This window comes from Leuconostoc lactis (assembly GCF_007954625.1).
In the GTDB taxonomy this organism is placed as follows: Bacteria; Bacillota; Bacilli; order Lactobacillales; family Lactobacillaceae; genus Leuconostoc; species Leuconostoc lactis_A.
The window spans coordinates 1,575,904-1,593,444 of record NZ_CP042420.1; the positions used below are offsets into that span (position 1 = coordinate 1,575,904).

Genomic DNA, 17,541 nt, shown 5'->3' on the forward strand with positions numbered 1-17,541 from the left:
TTTTAAGTGTTAAGTATACCAATATTGACAAAATTAAACCCCACCATTGCAACTAATTTGACTAAGAAATAGTTGGATTATTTTGAGCTTTTATTATTTACCACACTTTTTACTAAAAAATAGACACCAAAAAAGCGCAACCAGATTATCCAGTTGCGCCTTTTTAGCATTATTAATATTCGCCCCAATACTTAGACATTGATTGTTGCCCAATGCCGGGATTAAAGCTGTTAGTTGGATCGTTTTTACGATAGTGATCCACCAATGCAGGTGCTGCGAGATACAAGTGGCCGACATTATGTTCGGCCGGATATACCGCATGGCGGGCATCCAAAATTTTTAACATGTCCTGTTTGAGTGCATGGGCATCGACCCCAGACTTCAAGATATAATCCTGATGCATCACATGATCGAGCAAGTGACCATAGTAGATTTTATAGGCAATTTTCTCTTCGATTTCAGCTGGTAACTGTTCAAACCAATGATATTCATTGCTGGCAAAAGCAATATCTAACGGCAAAATGTCGATCGCATCTTGCTTGAGTTCTTGATAGCGAATCGCCACGCCGGCCGTCACGTAGCGGTGCGTTTCTGCCTTACTGGTTTCATTCGCATCCGCTTCAAAATAATCCCCGTCCTGAGTTGGGAAGAATGACGCCAAATACTCACGTGCTTCAGCAATCCCATCCCCAGCCATTTTAAGTTGCAAATAGTGGTCATACTTATCATGGTACGCTTCTAACCGTTCTGGTAACTGATTAGGGAAAAGATGACTCAAGGTTTGCAATAACCGATCTGGGAAATAAGGCTTGAAGAATGGGATATGCTTCAATAAACGTTCACCCCAAGCCTTCATAGCAAACATCTGTGGTAAGTGGCCAGTCCCGATTTTTTCAATCACAATCAGCGAGTCTTTCCCGTATTGCTTCGCGAGTTCATAAGCCGTTTTATGCATATACTCACCAGACACTGGCAAAGACTTGAAGTGCGTCATAATGTGACGCCGAATATCTTCTAGTTCATCTGGGTTATTGGTCCCAATGTAAAAGACCTGAGTGGTCTCATCTTTGGGAAAGGTATCTAGGCGCACCGCTAATGCGGCAACGTGACCGGCAGACCCAGAAACTTCAAATAATTCTTTTGGATTAGCATTGTAACGAATCGGTTGATCAGAATCGACATCACGAACGACCTGTTCATGATTGTGCATGGAGCCGTGGTGTTCAGTCGCTGGCACTTGGTTTAAATCGAAGTTACGATTTTCCAAATTGGTAATAATTTCTTCAGGTGTATCACCCAAATCAATACCAAGATGGTTCACTAAGTGCATCTCATCGTTTTCATCAATCCAGACATAAAGTGACAATTCAGTATAGGCTGGGCCACGACGAATCAGGGCACCACCAGAATTGTTGTTAATGCCGCCAATGACTGAGGCACCGAGATTTGATGAGCCGATAACCGAATGCGGTTCACGATCTAACGGCCGCAAGGCATTCTCTAACTGGAAAAGCGTTGTGCCTGGAAAGGCCAAAACTTGTTCCCCATGATTAATCAGTTCCAAATCCTTAATTTTCATGCCGTTGACAACCACAGCTGGGCGATCATAACCAGGTGCTGGTACCGATCCTTCGGTCAAACTCGTATTGGCTGCTTGCATAATAATCACAATGTTATGCTCATGCAAAACATTCAATACACGCCACATGGCCATGAGACTGGTTGGGAAAACCACTGCTATGGCATCACCATGTCCTGAACGATAGCCTTTGCGAAAACGTAACGTCTTCCCGGCATTCGTGATGACATTTTTCTTGCCAACAACCTCAACCAATTCATCAACTAAACTCATACTTCTTGCAATCCTCCGAAATTCTGTAATATATAGACTAACATTCCCTTTCATCATACGCCCTTTTTAGTCAAATGGGCACATAAATGTCTATTTTTCAGGAAAATATTACCAATATGTTTTTGAAATTCCGAACAATTGTACTTATCAGGCTTTTTCATCTCAATTGCAATATAATTTGATGCATTATTGGCCGATCAGAATCACCAACTCGCTCACTTTCCTACTGCGTTATCAGGTATAATGACTTAACCTGCTCACACCACTAATGGTCAATATAAGATATGGAAATTACAATGATGAAAACAAAAGTTGTTATTGCTGGTGGCACAGGATTTGTCGGTCAAGGCATCATCCAACAACTTGATCCAACACAATATGACGTCCATAGTTTGTCCCGCCATGTACACCAGTCCACTGCTGACGACAAAACAACTTATCACGTCATTGACTTGTCCGATACACCAAGCTTGTCAGTAATCATTCAAGATGCTGATTGGGTGATTGATGCGGTCGGCATCTTGTTGCCCAACCCAATCAAAAAACAAAATTATCAAAACAGCAGTTATGCGCCAGCCAAATATCTCATTGATGCATTGCTTACCGCACCAAACACGAAATTACTTTTTATCTCTGCAAATGGTGGGCCATTTTTCATGTCACCCTACCTCAATACAAAAAAAGCCGTCGAGGCACGGATGCGCACACTGTTACCCGAACGCACTTATATTGTTTATCCAGGGATTATTTTTGACAAAACGCGCTTGAGTTCATATTTCCCCGGACGCATTTTGTCACGCTTAGGCGGCATTCAGTATTTTAAAAAATTACGACCAATCAGTCGACAAGCCTTTGCCATTGAGATTGCACAGATACTATCTGGCACAAGTAGTGCATTAGAAAAAAGACTAGATTGAATCTAGTCTTTTTAGTTTGAAATAGTGATTAACAAAAAAGTCATGACCTACATGCGCTGTAAATCATGACTTGCCTTCTCTCCCTATCCCAACACTTACATTAATTTGGAGTATGCATTTTACAAAAAACATTATGTTAGTCTACGCTTAAATATTGCAAAGAAGTACGCTGGTTGTTTTCAACAATGATCAATAATAAATATTATGTATGTGTTGGGATACCGTAACTGATAAGTTACTAGAATAATTTATCATATCAACCCACAAATTGTCAAACCTTTATCAAAATTATAAAAAGATACCCTTATGTCAAGCTGGGTAAAGCTTTTCCCTGCAATTCAGCCGGATAAATGTTATGCTTTAATGACAACATATCGGTTAAATGATCACGTGATTTCTCTCGACGTGTTTGTTGACGTCAACACAGCATGTTAACGCATGTGTCATCATTGAAAGGATGATTATGAACTACTTTTTCAAATACGGTGTCCACCAAGTCCAATGGCTATTTATGCTGATTTACGGGGTGGCAGCTGTTGTTGTTATTCTCGGGCTGCTGTATTTTTTATGGTTAAAGTTCTATAAATAATACTAGTTTAATTCAAACCTATCGCGCTGCTAACTTCTGTTCCTTTAGCAATGTTAAGCGTTTGACTAAAACGCTTAACATGATTATACTTTTAAATAAGTACTTAGGGGGAATTATGTTAGAATTTACACTTGGTTTTATTAGCCTTGTCATTATCGTCAGTGCCATTGGGTCATTTATCACCCTTCGGCCAATCTTTCATACGCTAACGCGTAAACAACAGACCTGGTTAACGATACTATTTGTAGCCATCGTGGTATCATTTTTATTCAATGAAATTCCGGATTTTATCCATGGCTTTAAAATCGGTGTCGAAACCGGTCATTCAGCCTTGTAGGCTACAAGCATCATCAATTCAGATGATGCTTTTTTTATCGCAAAATAAAAAGCGCTGAAATTTGCGCTATCATTTCAATACTGGTACACCCGTTCTCAACGTAAATTACCAAGCCACATCGACCACATCACCGCGTTGTCTCGAGCAAAATCAGGCTTTTGAAGTTCGGTGAAAAATGCCAGCCCTTGTTCTGACAGTTTTTTCTGTAATGCCAGTCCCCTAAAACCACTTTGTAACGATCCTAACACACGCGCTTCACTTTCATGAGTTGTTTTGAGCTGATTAATTGCACGGTCTACAACTACTTGTTCCGCTATATTAAGTGATAATTGTTCCAATACTGTTAGTAGATCATTCCTATTTTTTGCCATTGTCATCTCCCCCTTCGCTCAAGTATACCACAGGCACAACGTCAACACGTAATATATGGCATTATGATGTGGGTTTCTAACTTACGCGCTTAAAATATCTCATAATTTTTATAAAAAAAGCGCCGCAACTAGTATCATACTAATCACGGCGCTTTTTAATATGGAAAATAAAACCCAGCACACTATCCGAATTGAGTAGACTAAAAGTATAGCGTTTGTTCTCGGGAAAATATTGCTAATTTTATGTTAAAGTGTGTGTTATGTGTTTCAACAGACGTGGACGTCATGTACTGGGCTAACGTAACCAATACGTTACAAGAATAATTTATCACATTTCCACTGAAATTGTCAAACCTTTATCAAAATTTTATATCAAATTGATATCAGTTTATCGTATGCCGACTTTTAATGATTTTCCAGCGTCACAATGTGTGATATTGGATGCGCCTGTTTCAACCTGTTAAACAGTTTTAAAGTGATCGGACGAACGATAAAAAAGTATAGCGGTATCGCAACAAAAAAGGTTTTGGCCCAATTCCCGACATAACCCGAAATGAAATGCGGGTATAATTGTCGATGTATTTCCGTAAACCACACCATCATAACCGAAACATTAAAAGTAATGACAAGTACCGTAACACTAACATGTTTTGGGACGTTTTTGGTCAGGATTGTTGGAAAATATTGATGTAACTTCATGGCAATTGGTAACGATACATAAGTCCGCAAACAGTAGATAAACATCACAACAAATGGATAAATAATCGCCACACGCAACAACATTTTTTCTGAAAAACCATAACGAATGATTGTATTATAACTGGACATCACTGCTACCATGATCCCGACAAACACCCACGGCAGGGTATTTGGATGATGTAATAACTTGTGTAAAATCTGTTTGATTGGTAACATATATCCGCCTTTTTTATTTTACCTATACTACACGCGTATAACGCCCCTCACGGGTGGCTACCTGGCGATAGATTTGATAGGTGTTCCTACTAAATATTATGCATTTTTATCATAATAAGCGCTATATCTATACTAGCCCTTTTTTCAATGAGATACAAGTCACTTGCGCCATGTCACCACGTCAGTTTCATCCCAAAACAAAAAGCGCCGAACGGCGCTTTCATTTAAACACGTGATTGATTAATGACCCAACGTGATTCTGGTGTCGTTGGTAACACCATGAGTACAAAGAACCAAATCGTGCCAATAATTGGTACGAACTGAATCAAAATCCACCCTGCGCTATGATTGGTATCGTGTAAACGACGAACCTTTAACGTTAATGTGGCGACCCAAACCAATAAATAGATGACTTGCGCGGTCGTATTTGTCGTTAAATCAGCAATATTATAAATATCGCCAAGCTCGTGACCTTGCAATTTTTCAATCACATTGACTAAAAGGCCACCCAAGAAATAGTTAATAATCACTGGGATCCAGTATTGTGCCCTGGTTGCCGTCGCATTCCAAGTCAAAATTTTCGTCCAAAACTCTTTATAACTCGTTAACATCGTCTTCCCTCCCGTTGCTTACTCTATATCTTGACACTGAATAAAATGATTGTCAAACAAAATACAATGCCTATTTACCATCATGATACAATTAAAACCACGATTTTGCGCAACGCGCATCGTGGTTTTTAGTTATGCTTGAAAGTCGACCACTGTCGGACTAGTCTTGAATGATTCAACTAGTGCTGAGCGGAGCGTTAATTGAATAATGGCGTTATGATTGAAATCTTCAGATAACGCTTTAATTTCTGGATGGGCAGCAACCACCTGTTTAACATCTTCATCAGCAATCACCAACGCATCCACGGCATTTGAACTCACGCGAGTACCTGTTTGCTTGTCAAACCATGTCGTGATAGCAGCTGTGTGCGTCGCTTTGATATTTTGCACACGTGCGGTTGTCTTATCCGTCACAATATAAAATACATTCTCAGCTGTGCTTGATTGCTTAAACGTAATCACACTAGCACTGATAGTCTTATCAGCCGAAACCGTTGATAAAACAAGAATATTGTCCAGCATGTTGAGCGCATTTTGAAACACATTGTCGGCTGTTGCATTAGTGTTCGTGCTAAACTTCTTGCGTTGCTTCATAATCGTTAATGCTGTGAGCGGAATCACCAAGATAATATAGCCCACAACTGTTAGCACGAGTGCCTGCGCCAAATAACCTTGAATCCCAAAGAAAACAACAACAAACAGGGCGATAAATATTGCGACTAAAAACATCACAAAAAGTTGAATAAAGCGTTTTGCGTACATAATGACGGTTAAAATCCTTTCAATTAAAAAAATTTTTTACAGCGTTATCGCTGTTTTTTACTAACGCCTCCATTATACTATTTTCTCATTTAACTCGAAATAGATAAGTATTATTCAGCCCGATACTAGCAGAACATCATTTTAATGTTAGCCGTTGTGGCTTGTTGTACACATTGGAACGCCCCTTATCGACTTATACAGATGTTTGTTGTGTGATATAATAGAAAAAAGGAGATAATATATTATGTGGAAAGAATTTAAAGAGTTCGCTTTTAAAGGGAACGTTGTTGACCTTGCCGTTGCCGTTGTTATCGGTGGTGCTTTCGGTTTGATCGTGAAGTCACTGGTTAACGATATCATCATGCCCCTTGTTGGTATTTTGATTGGTGGGATTGATGTCTCAAATCTTGCGATTAAAGTTGGCACAGCAACTGTTGCTTATGGTTTGTTCTTGCAATCTATCATCAACTTCTTGATCATTGCAGCCGCAATCTTCATGATGGTTAAAGTCTTCAACACAATGAACAAGAAGTCTGCTAAAGAAGCAGAAGTTCTTGAAGTTGAAGATACAAAGACTGAAAAGTATTTACAAGACATCGTTAAGCTTTTGTCAGAAAAGAAGTAATATCACGTCTTGGTTAAGCGATAGCTTAACTTGAGCTAAAAAAGCGTCGGCCTCTTATTGAGACCAACGCTTTTTTGTTTGTTCACTTATTTTGCCATTATGGCAAAATAAAAACGCCAAAATCGGCGTTTAACTGTTGTATTACTATGTACATCAGCCCCTGGAATACATTTCAATCTAGATAAAAGAAATATGGTGATCGCAAAATCACTGAGCTAACTTAATAAGAATACCATAGTTAGCCAGACAACGCAAATAATATATGCCTTGTCAGGCGCCAAGTATCATCTTAATTCAAAAAGCGTCAATCTTACTAGTAAGATTGGCGCTTTTACTGTTATCACGCTGCTATTTGATTACTTGTTGAAGTAGAATGTGCCGCCAGTATAAGATTCGTTTTGTGACCCATCTTTAGCAACGTCTGGTAGTGCAATTTTAATGCCATCAGACTTGAAATCATCTTTGTCACTCAAAACGACAAATTTCACCTTTGTTTTTGACTTTGCTGGGAATAGTTCAATTGCTGCTGGTCGGACATTCGTATAGGAATCTAACGTTTCCCCTGCTGCTGATCTCGCATTCCCGTTACCGTCAATAAAAGTATACTTCCCATTTAATTGACTCCCATGGATATCTTGATCCGTTTTATTTTCTAGTGTTGCTTCAACTGTTGTCTTATAGAACTTTTCTGGCAACAAGTCTTTGATTGCAGAACTGACATCAAACATATCACGATCATATGCTGACCGCTTCACCTTTTCAGTCTTAACACGGTTAAGTGTGACATTCCAGTTGTCATTACTCTGTGTTTGGTTAATGTTTTTCACGACTGCCTTATCTGATCGACTAGCGTGTCTCACGACGTGCTTGTCAGCATCGTTATCCAAACGATGTGTCATCATTTTTGCCCCGATAAACACACCGATTGCGAGTGATACAATCGCTGTTATGGCGATTACGATAATCTTCTTCATAAAACTTCTCCCCATCGTTTTATTTACAAAAACGATAATATCATCAAATACGCTGTCTGACAATACATTCACGCATTAGAACAATGATTTTCGGCTAAAATATTGACCGTTTTTTCAATAATTATAAAATTAATATGTGGCGAATAAAAAAGTGATATGATCAGCAATCACAATAAAAAAGCTTGGGGGAGCATATGATTTCAACACTTTCAGGACTAATCTTTATTATTTCAGTTGTCGCCTTTATCGTTTTTCTGATTTGGGGATTCGTGAAAAACCAGCACATTAATCAAAAAACGTGGCTTTGGTTGTTACTGGCAGTTGTCGCAATCGTTGTCTATGTGACAACCGCTAAAACACCAGAAACGGCTAATAGCGCGCAAAACGTGCATAAAACAGCAAAATCAAACACATCAAAGCAACCGGTTGACGACGCTGTCGTTGCAAAATTAAAAGCGGCGCTAAAGTCTGGTGATATGGTGACCTTTTTGAAAACGTTCTATGCGCAAGATAAACAAAAGCACTTAGCCTATTATCAAAAAGCCGACGTTGCGACAACAAAGACAACAATCAAGGGTCAAGTGATTGAACCAGTAGCTGAAGAAACAGACCTCTACCTGTATGTCCCAGTTGAGGAAATGCCAGCCAACGTTCGGAACACAAAGCAAAAAGCCTACGTTGTTGTCATCAATGATCCAAACAATGATCTCAAGAATTATAGTGTTGGTCAAACTGCTGAAGTCACGGGCTACTTGGTCGGTCACGGCGACAAAAAGCACGGCTACAGTTGGGAATTAAACGTTGCGAAATAATACATGCCCGTTTGGGCGTACATATCAAACACCGTAATCTGTAAAATCAATATAGATTACACATATCCTCTTTCATGTCAGTGTGCGTGTATAAAATAACTAGATATGTAAATTTTAACAATTTTTTCAATAAAGCTGTTGTGTGATACATATTTTGCAAATCATAATTTTAATACACAACGATAGAAAACCACTTTATGTTTTTTTGAAAGATTCATTCTTCATCTACTTGCTCATTTAGTAACATTTTGTCAAAAATTTGCTGACATGAGTATTCCCCTGCAGTATTGACTACTTTTTAACAGTAACGCGTGCTGAGCAACACGTTAAAAGGCTCTTTGTAGACGAAATATGTGCTGAGTAACCACATTAAAAGGCTTTGGGAGAATACATGCAATGAAAAACAAAAAGGTACGCCACAAACACGGAATTATCGTGATGGCTTTAATCTTACTGGCTTGATCATTTTTGTAAGTCTTGTTACAAAAAACTCATCTGATTACACGCCAGAAACAACTACTGAAGAGACTAGTTCGTCCGACAGTTATAATAGTTATGATGATTCCCCAAAAATTGCCTCATCTGGGGTATATTCATCATCATCATCGATTAGTAATTTTAGCACCGATAGTCAAACTTCGTTAGCTAATCTTAAAGCAGATGTTTCTACTATGCCGAAAGAAAATTATGAAAATATTGAAAATGAAGTTTTAAAAAAAGCTGATTTTGACCCAACAAGTAATAATCCAAGCGCCTCATATCAAATCGACGGAATAATGAATGCGTTAAAAAACGTCCAAAAATTAGCTGATGATGCCAAACAGTTAGCTTACAAGCCAGATAGGGATTACACCAAAGAGGATAAAGACAAACTAGTAGTATACTCGAATGCTTTAAATAGTTACTTGATAGCTTTTAAAGACTATGCAACGACTATATATCATGATAAATATACATCAGAAGATCCTACTACATCAGAATCTGACAAACAACTTCTAATTGACGAAATGAATTCTGCCAAAAACACTTGGCTCGAAGAAAAAAGTAAATGGTTAGAGCAGTATAACACGATATTGACACAATAAAACTCATAATTATAAACCCATTTGGGCGTACATATATGCCAATCGCCCGTTAAAAAGCTTCAGCAAAAACAACATGTGCTGAACATCCACATTAAAAGGTTCTTAGGGGAGTTTTTATGAAGTTAAAGAAATTAACGGAATTGTTGGTTTGGCCGGCGGTATCATCCTGCTATTGGGGGGCTGGATCGTTTTGAGCGCTTCGGCTATAAGTGATAATACGTTGAACGTTATGATTGCGCTATTTTTAGCTTTGAAGGTCGCAATTTTTGTGCTCGGTATTGTCGGATTGGTGCAATTCAACAATACACCAATCCTCACAAAATCACCCAGTGTTTTATTGATTGTTGGCGGTGCCATTGCCCTCGTCCCCTTCATGGGTTGGGTCGGCGGCATTGTCGCGATCGTTGGTGGTTCATTATATCTAGCTGGATTAAAGAAGTTCCACGACTAAAAAAGCCCGTTTGGGCGTACATATGGGTTGATAAAGACTCTAACATAACCTAACCGGAAATAACCATAGGATTATTTAAAAATAAACAACTAGCCGCAAGCAAAATCATTTAAAATAATCACTTTGCTTTTTTAAAGATTCAATATTTCCCTACTTGCTCACTTAATAACATTTAAGACAACAATTAAAACCACGACAACACACTACTATTTGAAATAGCACGTGCTGGGTAACACGTTAAAAGGCCCTTTTAAACGAATATGTGCTGAGCAACCACATTAAAAGGCTAAGGAGTATTATTTTATGGCAAAGAAGATTGTCGACGAGAACGGAAACACATACGTGCAAGTAAAGCCACTTTATAAACGCGTTTGGTTCTGGGGGATTGCTGCAGCAGTAATTATTTTTGCTGTTATCAGTGTATCTGATAGTAAGACTTCTGAATCAAATAACACTACTTCATCAACTTCAGTAGCTCAATCATCCACAAGTAGCAGCGTTGCCGAAAAACCAAAGGTATCAGCTGAATATTTAGCAGCCTTAGGTAGCGCTAAGACATACTCTGATTCGTTGCACATGTCTAAAGCTGGTATTTATGACCAATTAACTTCTGATGACGGCGAAAAATTCCCGGCAGATGCAGCTCAATATGCCGTTGATAACCTAAAGGCTGATTATAACAAAAACGCTTTAGAGACAGCAAAAAACTACCAAAAGAATCTGAACATGTCTACAGAAGCTATTAGAGACCAATTAACTTCTGATGACGGCGAAAAATTCACACCAGAAGAAGCAGACTACGCTGCACAACACTTGAATGACTAATATAAGCCCTTTTGGGCGTACATACTAGACAATGAAGTCTCCAAAATAAGACAAATAAAAAACACCCCTATCCCCTAACCCCTTGGTATACTTACACTTTTTACCCCTTAAAAACACTGCTGGCTCCTAACTTGGCTCCAGATAAAAAACTGCAAATCACATAGGCGTACATATAAAAAATAACTCGATAAATGTGTAACTAATCGAGTTATTTTTATTTTTTCTTCCTATTATATAGATGTTTTTAGAAGCCAGTAAAACCGATAATAATATGGCCTATCTTTTACTTCACTATTTCCAACAAAAAAGACCGACTAGAACCTAATCTAGTCGGTCTTTACTATCTATTATTAAGCTTTAACGATGTTTGCAGCTTGCAAACCACGGTCGCTATTCTCAACATCAAAAGTCACTGATTGACCTTCATCAAGTGTTTTGAAACCGTCGCTTTGAATAGCTGAAAAGTGAGCAAAGACATCATCACCATTTTCACGTGTGATAAATCCAAAACCCTTGTCGCCGTTAAACCACTTTACTGTGCCTGTTTCCATTATATGTTTCTCCTTTGGTGCATTCACCAATCTTTATTTGTAATTTAAATAATTGGTACTGAATGTCCTTCAAGAAAAGAGAAATCAAAATCAAAAACTTTATTACTCATTAACTGTAACACGTATCACAGCGAATAGCAAATAAAAAAAGAATCCGATCAGAATTTAATCAAGTCGGACTTTTTATCAGTCACTTACCAATTTTCAAAGTTCATGCGAGTTACTGTTCAGAATGCCAAACGCATCTAATACTAGCTCTGCACCACTATGTTGATGTGTTTTATATTCCTCCGTGTGGAATTTGCTGTTGTCAATTGGAATAATAACAGCATAGGTTATTTTTTCATTCACATCAGAGACCAATTCATTTTTTTCATCATAATGAGCAATAATTGCCTTTGCGGTAGGATTTGAATTTTTCGTTGAATAAGGTCTATATAAATCGCCTAAATTGTATTTTTCAGAGGAATCTATACTCCCCTCAACACGACGTGTGTCCCAAAATGATGTTTTCCCAACTACAGCAACTTTTCCATCTTCGATAATTGAAACAAAGACATATTGATAGTTTAGCTGAGCTTCTGGAAATCCATCTCTATAAATGGTACCAAATCCATCAAATGGACCACCGATTTTCAAAAAGGATGCTTTTGTTTTTTCAATCTCGTCATTTGTAAATTTCTGTGACAATTCCTCTACTATAGGTGAATAATTTTTTTCTTTGAGAAGATATTTAATTTTCTCAGCTGTATCCTTATCAAGTAATTCCATCTGATGCGCCTCTTATTTTCTAGTTTTGTCTTGAAACAAATCATATACCTTATTATTCAACATATCAATAAATTTTGTTCTACTCAGACATTTACTGTAATCTTAGACCAGTCATAAAAAAACGACCAGAAATCAATCTGATCGGGTCTTTTAATGAATTCAATTTTTAGTCTTACTATAGCCATTAGCAAAACTATTAATAATGGCCGTGATTGACTTCGTTACTGCAACGTCTTAACCACAACCTTTTGCACAACACCGTGTGACTTGCCAGATGCAGCACTACCGTACCATGATCAATACGCGAACCGTAGTCGGTCAAGTTATCAAATATCTGCTTATTGAACACCTTTTCTGTCTTTGGAAATTCTAACGTGACTGATTTATTCATCGTTATACTCCCCGATCACAATCTTGGTTTCAAGCGATACGCGGTCATCATTCATCAGCTTAACCCTTGCTTCCGCCATGTCAGCATCAGCTTTCATCTTGCGTACTTGCTGTTCAACCAGCTTATCGTTGTCTGGATAACGTTTGAATATTTCTTTCAACGCTACAATGCGCGTCTTGATATCAGCTTCTTTTTTGACTGTTTCCGCGCCATTCATGGTGCCGACAACAACCGTTTCCATTAACTCACCTCTAGCTATACTAGTTAGCAGTTCAACAGCTTCTGCATATCCCATGACATGGTTTGATGCAATCCGTTCCATGTGTTCGGCTATGTACGATTTAATATTAAGTTTTATTAGGTTTTCAGCTGTAATAACCGCTGCTGTCTTCTTGCTATAACCCGCTTCAATCACTGACTACGTTGCGTTTCCAGTCTTGATATACTCATCCGCAAACTTCTGCTATTTCGGTGTTAATTTCATGTCGTTTCGGCACCTCCTTTCATGGGTTCAATGAAACCTCACATAACCATACTTTGATCAACATATAATTCATGATTGTTTTTCTCTAATTTCCTCTTTTTCCAGATCGTTAAACACTATCTCGAGAGGCTCCGGTTCATATGAATGCCAAACTTTATCTTTATCCATGAATAAATGAGAGACCGTATTGTTTCTAGCTTTGATTTTTACTACTCTACCATCAATCAATCTTCCATAAAAGATTAATTCAACGAATTTGAAATCATCAGAATTTTCATCAAACATAAAAGTTACAGGTGTCCACTCCTCGATTCCTGGCATAATGTCTCCTAAATAAACACTGTCTTTAACACCAGGTTCTTTGTCTTCATCCGTATTCATATATATAAACGCTGTAACAGATCGTATTGGATAAAAATTATTATATGCCGAAAATTTTATAAAATAAGGAATACGATATTGAAAAACTTTGTCTTGCTTAATACAATGAAACGTTTGTTCTATATGAAACATTAGATACGGTAAATTTTTTTGCTCAGCTTCAATTTTTTTATTGTCTTTCTCCGTTTCTATTTGATACCTAGAGACTGCATACGCTATCAATCCTGAAGGAATGATACCTAAATAACTCCCCCAAAATCCTAACCAATCGGAAGGAAAATAAAATTTCAAATCCGTATGTGAGTTCTCAAATATTTGATTCAGCACTTTAAATAATATTTGAATCAAAAAAGGGCCTAGAACAAAAAATAAAATAATTATAGTTTTATATTTACCCCACACATATTTCAGTTCTCGTGCTAAAAAGTCTTCGATTTTTTTCATCTTTTAATCCTCCAATAGCAACAATCATACCATCGAAAGAACGCAAGTTGGATTAGAAGTCACAAACCGATATGTTTACGATAATCAATATTCGTGTTCCCGTAAAACTCATCCTTAACTTTCTGACGTTAGCACTCATGCCATTCATTACGCCGTTGCTTTTGTTCTGCTAAATGTTGCTTATTAACTTTTATCACATCTCGAATATGTTTTAGTGATATTTTAGTTTCTTCAACAATGATTTTGTCCAAATAAAAAGCACCCGAAGGTGTTGTTACTTACACTAAAAACCGAAAGATGTTACTGTTGTCAGTTTCACTTGCGATTATAAGACATTTATTCATCATTTTCAAATTCTTGATTAACTATTTCTTTGATGATATTAATTTCTGAGGAACCTAGGATCGAAACTGTAATTTGATTCAAATTACTCTTCCCTGCTTCATGTAATTGACTTATTGAATACTTGCTTAGCATAATTTTCTTTGTGTTTTTATCTCTAAGAATATGAAAACCAAATATCGTGAACACTGGGTTTAAATATAAAAGGTCTCCCATAGTATAAAGTTTCCCCAACAATATGAATAAAAAAAGATTTGCAATCATGGTATTGCCATCATTTATTTTCAACGAGATAAGCGGCACGATAAACGTAGCCAGATAATTTAAGGTCCCTTCACCCGCATCTTCATAAGTACCAATTTTGGTATTCCTAGAAACTTTATTCGAATATATATTTTTCCACGTGATCAGTGCCCAAAGTACCAAAATAATAATAAACCAAAATACAAAAAATTCGAGCGCATTATCATGAAATGAATACTTAGACTGGCTTATATTTTTTAGCATGTTGATAAAATCAGTCATATTTTGTAAAAGAATTAGTATGTACAATGGTAAATATGACATCACATACATCGACCATTTCATCCAACCACTCATCGTGAACCCTCTTTTTCAATTAAAAATTTTCACTACTTGTTTGCTTTGAGGCTATACCCCTTTTAGCTGTATCCGCAATAAAGTTGAGATACTCATGAATATTTTTTAAATCAGAATTATCAACCATTGTCAGTTTACCATTCTCATACTTGACTAATTCGTATTTATCTTTCAAGACAGAATCATTTGTAATTTCATCAAAAATATCTTGATTTAAGTTTTCGTAAATACTCTTAATTCGGTCTTCTCTAAACTTAAGTTTCATTACTTTTTTAGCTATTCTGGAATCATCTTTACATTTATTATTAATGGCAATGATATCATCATCCATAACGCAATCAGATTTCACAATTGTATTTAATACTTCTTCTGCTTTTTCCTTATAATAACGAGACATTTGGAATACAGATTCAAATTTATTTGCGTTTGCTATATACAAATCATTATCGTACCAAAACATATTTACGTAAAAATCAAAACCTATGGTATCATTCATATCAAACTTTTTTAATTTACTTTTATTTATTGATTTGTGAAGCACAACACTTTTCTTTTGTAACTGTGAATAATTTTTAATGCTTCCAAAAAAATACAAATCGTCATCATTGCCAAACGATAGTCTAACAATATATGCCTTGATTCTTGCCAAATTAAGTTGAGACATATCATCCAAAACATTGGATCCTTGTTTTAAATCTCCTATAAATTTTGTAACATTTTCGAAATCATTCTCATGTACAACAGCGACACCGTCCTCTTGAGACCCGTTCACACTATAATCATATGTTAAATCAGAGTAGTATGAGCTGGAATTTAGAAATAATTTAACAAATTCTTCCTGCAAATCATTGTCTAACTTCGCATCGTAAAAAGACGGAAATGTAATAACTTTGCTATTTTTCTCTGCTTTAATTGTCTTTTGTCTATAACGCATTAAGTAGAGTGTGACATTCCCATGACTTTTTGATCCAGAAATTGCCTGTGTTTTATCAAATATATCCTTAACTATTGCCATACTAGTCTCTTTTCTCTTTTATATGTATGGTGCTTATGCTAGTTTCATGGAGTGGTTTTTAGAACCATTTCCTGTAAAATGAAACCAGCAGGAGCGTCTTTTTATTATGACTACACGAAATTATTATTCCCCTGAACAGAAGGCAGCTATCGCTGCCCTACATTGGGATGAAAAACAAACATTAAGCCAAATTTCACGTGAAAATAAAATCTCAATAAGCGCCGTTCGGCGCTGGGTCCGTGAGTATTCACCTGCGGTGAGTGACAATGGCGAAAAAATTACCAAGAAAACAGTCTCTGAACTTGAAGCGAGAATTGCCGAACTCGAACAAGATAACCAAATTTTGCGTGAAGCAGTCACTTTAATGGACAAATACTCACGTGAACAGATAAAAAAATCCAACCGACGATGAGTTTAGCGGAGCGCGCCGTCGTCGATATGTCTGAAAATGCGAAATATTCTCAAACCAAGTTGCTTGCGGTCATGAATGTGCCCTCAAGCACTTTTTATTCGCACAAAGCTCCAAAATCGCCCACAGAACACGATTTACAAGACGCTCTGATAATCGAGAAAATTCAAGAAATCGTTGACGCGCACGAGTTCAATAATTCCTACGGAATTAAGCGTATGGTGCAGGAATTGGCCGATCAATATGACATACATACCGGTGAACACCGTGTTCATCGCTTGATGCAGAAGATTGAATATAAGTCTGTTATCACTCAGTCTTATAAAGGAAATCGCGGCCGTCCAGTTGTTGAACGCGACAATCTGGTTAAAGACATTATCATTGAACGACCATACCAAGTTCTCACAACTGATGTAACTTACCTGGTGATGCCAGATAAGCAGAAACTCTATAAAGCCAGCGTTCTAGACTGGTTTACCGGTGATGTCATTGGTGCCGTCGTTGGCTATGATATGACATCTGATTTAACTAAACGAGCACTTCAAACAGCTATGCGTCAAATTCCTAAATCGATTCTCAACGCCGAAACATCAATCATTTTGCACTCAGATAACGGTTCCCACTTCATCAGTGAGGAATACGAAGATACCGTCTCATTTTATGGCCTCATGCACTCATTCAGCTCACCGGGCATCCCGAGCACAACACAATCATCGAAAACTATCACTCATTTTTCAAATCAGAATTCTTCAACCCACGTCGCTTAAGTTGGTCAATCAATGCGATTATTGCAGGAGCGCACCGCTATGACTACTGGTGGAACACCACCAGAATATCTACAAAGACCCGTCCGGCAGCTATACCACTTGCTGCTTAACATAATGCCGGTTATCGGCACTAGCCGGTACGACGCCGTTTATAAGCCGTCACTTGTGAATTTCAAAAATTCGCCTTGTGAAGGCTTATTTGTTGCACGATACAACTTGTGAAATCCGGCTGGTTCACAATCTATACCACCTGTTTTCTC

21 protein-coding genes are annotated in these 17,541 nt (G+C 37.5%); 9 read left to right on the plus strand and 12 right to left on the minus strand.

Going from position 1 to position 17,541, the window contains the following annotated elements:
* Window positions 1–172: 172 nt before the first annotated feature.
* Entirely contained in the window at window positions 173–1,852 is a 1,680-nt protein-coding gene (gene dld, locus FGL80_RS07875; RefSeq protein WP_147001951.1) for a D-lactate dehydrogenase, read from the minus strand.
* A gap of 296 nt (window positions 1,853–2,148) precedes the next feature.
* Between dld and FGL80_RS07880 the strand changes: the two genes are divergently transcribed.
* Both FGL80_RS07880 and FGL80_RS07885 read left to right on the plus strand, forming a co-directional pair.
* Entirely contained in the window at window positions 2,149–2,769 is a 621-nt protein-coding gene (locus FGL80_RS07880; RefSeq protein ID WP_244297933.1) for an SDR family oxidoreductase, read from the plus strand.
* A gap of 704 nt (window positions 2,770–3,473) precedes the next feature.
* The gene (locus tag FGL80_RS07885) at window positions 3,474–3,695 is read left to right on the plus strand and encodes a hypothetical protein (RefSeq protein ID WP_055307703.1); all 222 of its coding nucleotides are present in this window, start codon (window positions 3,474–3,476) and stop codon (window positions 3,693–3,695) included.
* Between the two features lie 95 nt (window positions 3,696–3,790).
* Here FGL80_RS07885 and FGL80_RS07890 read toward each other — a convergent pair whose 3' ends face one another.
* The 4 genes from FGL80_RS07890 to FGL80_RS07905 all read right to left on the minus strand — a co-directional run bounded on the left by FGL80_RS07890 (window position 3,791) and on the right by FGL80_RS07905 (window position 6,354).
* Entirely contained in the window at window positions 3,791–4,072 is a 282-nt protein-coding gene (locus tag FGL80_RS07890; RefSeq protein ID WP_147001953.1) for a hypothetical protein, read from the minus strand.
* A gap of 399 nt (window positions 4,073–4,471) precedes the next feature.
* Window positions 4,472–4,981, minus strand: a complete 510-nt coding sequence (locus FGL80_RS07895) for a DUF2798 domain-containing protein (protein ID WP_055307701.1) — start codon at window positions 4,979–4,981, stop codon at window positions 4,472–4,474.
* Between the two features lie 224 nt (window positions 4,982–5,205).
* Window positions 5,206–5,592, minus strand: coding sequence for a DUF805 domain-containing protein (locus tag FGL80_RS07900; protein WP_055307700.1), 387 nt, complete (start codon window positions 5,590–5,592; stop codon window positions 5,206–5,208).
* Between the two features lie 132 nt (window positions 5,593–5,724).
* Window positions 5,725–6,354, minus strand: a complete 630-nt coding sequence (locus FGL80_RS07905) for a pyridoxamine 5'-phosphate oxidase family protein (RefSeq protein WP_055307699.1) — start codon at window positions 6,352–6,354, stop codon at window positions 5,725–5,727.
* Between the two features lie 244 nt (window positions 6,355–6,598).
* Here FGL80_RS07905 and mscL point away from each other — a divergent pair, with 244 nt between their 5' ends.
* Window positions 6,599–6,979, plus strand: coding sequence for a large conductance mechanosensitive channel protein MscL (gene mscL, locus FGL80_RS07910; RefSeq protein ID WP_055307698.1), 381 nt, complete (start codon window positions 6,599–6,601; stop codon window positions 6,977–6,979).
* 356 nt (window positions 6,980–7,335) lie between these two features.
* Here the strand turns inward: mscL and FGL80_RS07915 are convergent, their stop codons facing one another.
* Window positions 7,336–7,953, minus strand: coding sequence for a hypothetical protein (locus FGL80_RS07915; RefSeq protein WP_055307697.1), 618 nt, complete (start codon window positions 7,951–7,953; stop codon window positions 7,336–7,338).
* Between the two features lie 194 nt (window positions 7,954–8,147).
* Between FGL80_RS07915 and FGL80_RS07920 the strand changes: the two genes are divergently transcribed.
* The 4 genes from FGL80_RS07920 (at window position 8,148) to FGL80_RS07935 (ending at window position 11,126) form a co-directional block, all read left to right on the plus strand.
* Entirely contained in the window at window positions 8,148–8,765 is a 618-nt protein-coding gene (locus tag FGL80_RS07920; RefSeq protein ID WP_055307696.1) for a hypothetical protein, read from the plus strand.
* A 353-nt stretch (window positions 8,766–9,118) separates the two neighbouring features.
* A complete protein-coding gene (locus FGL80_RS07925; RefSeq protein ID WP_147001954.1) occupies window positions 9,119–9,850 on the plus strand; it encodes a hypothetical protein in 732 nt (243 codons plus the stop codon).
* A 130-nt stretch (window positions 9,851–9,980) separates the two neighbouring features.
* A complete protein-coding gene (locus FGL80_RS07930) occupies window positions 9,981–10,301 on the plus strand; it encodes a hypothetical protein (RefSeq protein ID WP_147001956.1) in 321 nt (106 codons plus the stop codon).
* Window positions 10,302–10,604: 303 nt separating this feature from the next.
* Window positions 10,605–11,126 (plus strand): Ltp family lipoprotein, encoded by a 522-nt coding sequence (locus FGL80_RS07935; RefSeq protein ID WP_055307693.1) that lies wholly within the window; start codon window positions 10,605–10,607, stop codon window positions 11,124–11,126.
* A gap of 350 nt (window positions 11,127–11,476) precedes the next feature.
* On the opposite strand, the gene FGL80_RS07940 is transcribed toward FGL80_RS07935, so the two are convergent.
* The 6 genes from FGL80_RS07940 to FGL80_RS07970 all read right to left on the minus strand — a co-directional run bounded on the left by FGL80_RS07940 (window position 11,477) and on the right by FGL80_RS07970 (window position 16,105).
* Window positions 11,477–11,677: a cold-shock protein gene (locus tag FGL80_RS07940; RefSeq protein WP_055307692.1), complete on the minus strand. Its 201-nt coding sequence runs from the start codon at window positions 11,675–11,677 to the stop codon at window positions 11,477–11,479.
* A 204-nt stretch (window positions 11,678–11,881) separates the two neighbouring features.
* Window positions 11,882–12,448 (minus strand): hypothetical protein, encoded by a 567-nt coding sequence (locus FGL80_RS07945; RefSeq protein WP_147001958.1) that lies wholly within the window; start codon window positions 12,446–12,448, stop codon window positions 11,882–11,884.
* 383 nt (window positions 12,449–12,831) lie between these two features.
* Window positions 12,832–13,254, minus strand: a complete 423-nt coding sequence (locus FGL80_RS07955; protein WP_341874222.1) for a terminase small subunit — start codon at window positions 13,252–13,254, stop codon at window positions 12,832–12,834.
* Between the two features lie 138 nt (window positions 13,255–13,392).
* Window positions 13,393–14,148 carry a hypothetical protein gene (locus FGL80_RS07960; protein WP_055307690.1) on the minus strand — a complete coding sequence of 252 codons (756 nt, stop codon included), beginning with the start codon at window positions 14,146–14,148 and terminating at the stop codon, window positions 13,393–13,395.
* 336 nt (window positions 14,149–14,484) lie between these two features.
* Window positions 14,485–15,090, minus strand: coding sequence for a hypothetical protein (locus FGL80_RS07965; protein ID WP_055307689.1), 606 nt, complete (start codon window positions 15,088–15,090; stop codon window positions 14,485–14,487).
* A gap of 19 nt (window positions 15,091–15,109) precedes the next feature.
* Window positions 15,110–16,105: a Kiwa anti-phage protein KwaB-like domain-containing protein gene (locus FGL80_RS07970; protein WP_055307688.1), complete on the minus strand. Its 996-nt coding sequence runs from the start codon at window positions 16,103–16,105 to the stop codon at window positions 15,110–15,112.
* A gap of 106 nt (window positions 16,106–16,211) precedes the next feature.
* Here FGL80_RS07970 and FGL80_RS07975 point away from each other — a divergent pair, with 106 nt between their 5' ends.
* Both FGL80_RS07975 and FGL80_RS07980 read left to right on the plus strand, forming a co-directional pair.
* Window positions 16,212–16,517: a transposase gene (locus FGL80_RS07975; RefSeq protein WP_048699725.1), complete on the plus strand. Its 306-nt coding sequence runs from the start codon at window positions 16,212–16,214 to the stop codon at window positions 16,515–16,517.
* Window positions 16,514–17,281, plus strand: a complete 768-nt coding sequence (locus FGL80_RS07980) for a DDE-type integrase/transposase/recombinase (protein ID WP_147001960.1) — start codon at window positions 16,514–16,516, stop codon at window positions 17,279–17,281. Before FGL80_RS07975 ends, FGL80_RS07980 begins: the two co-directional genes overlap by 4 nt.
* Window positions 17,282–17,541 lie beyond the last annotated feature (260 nt).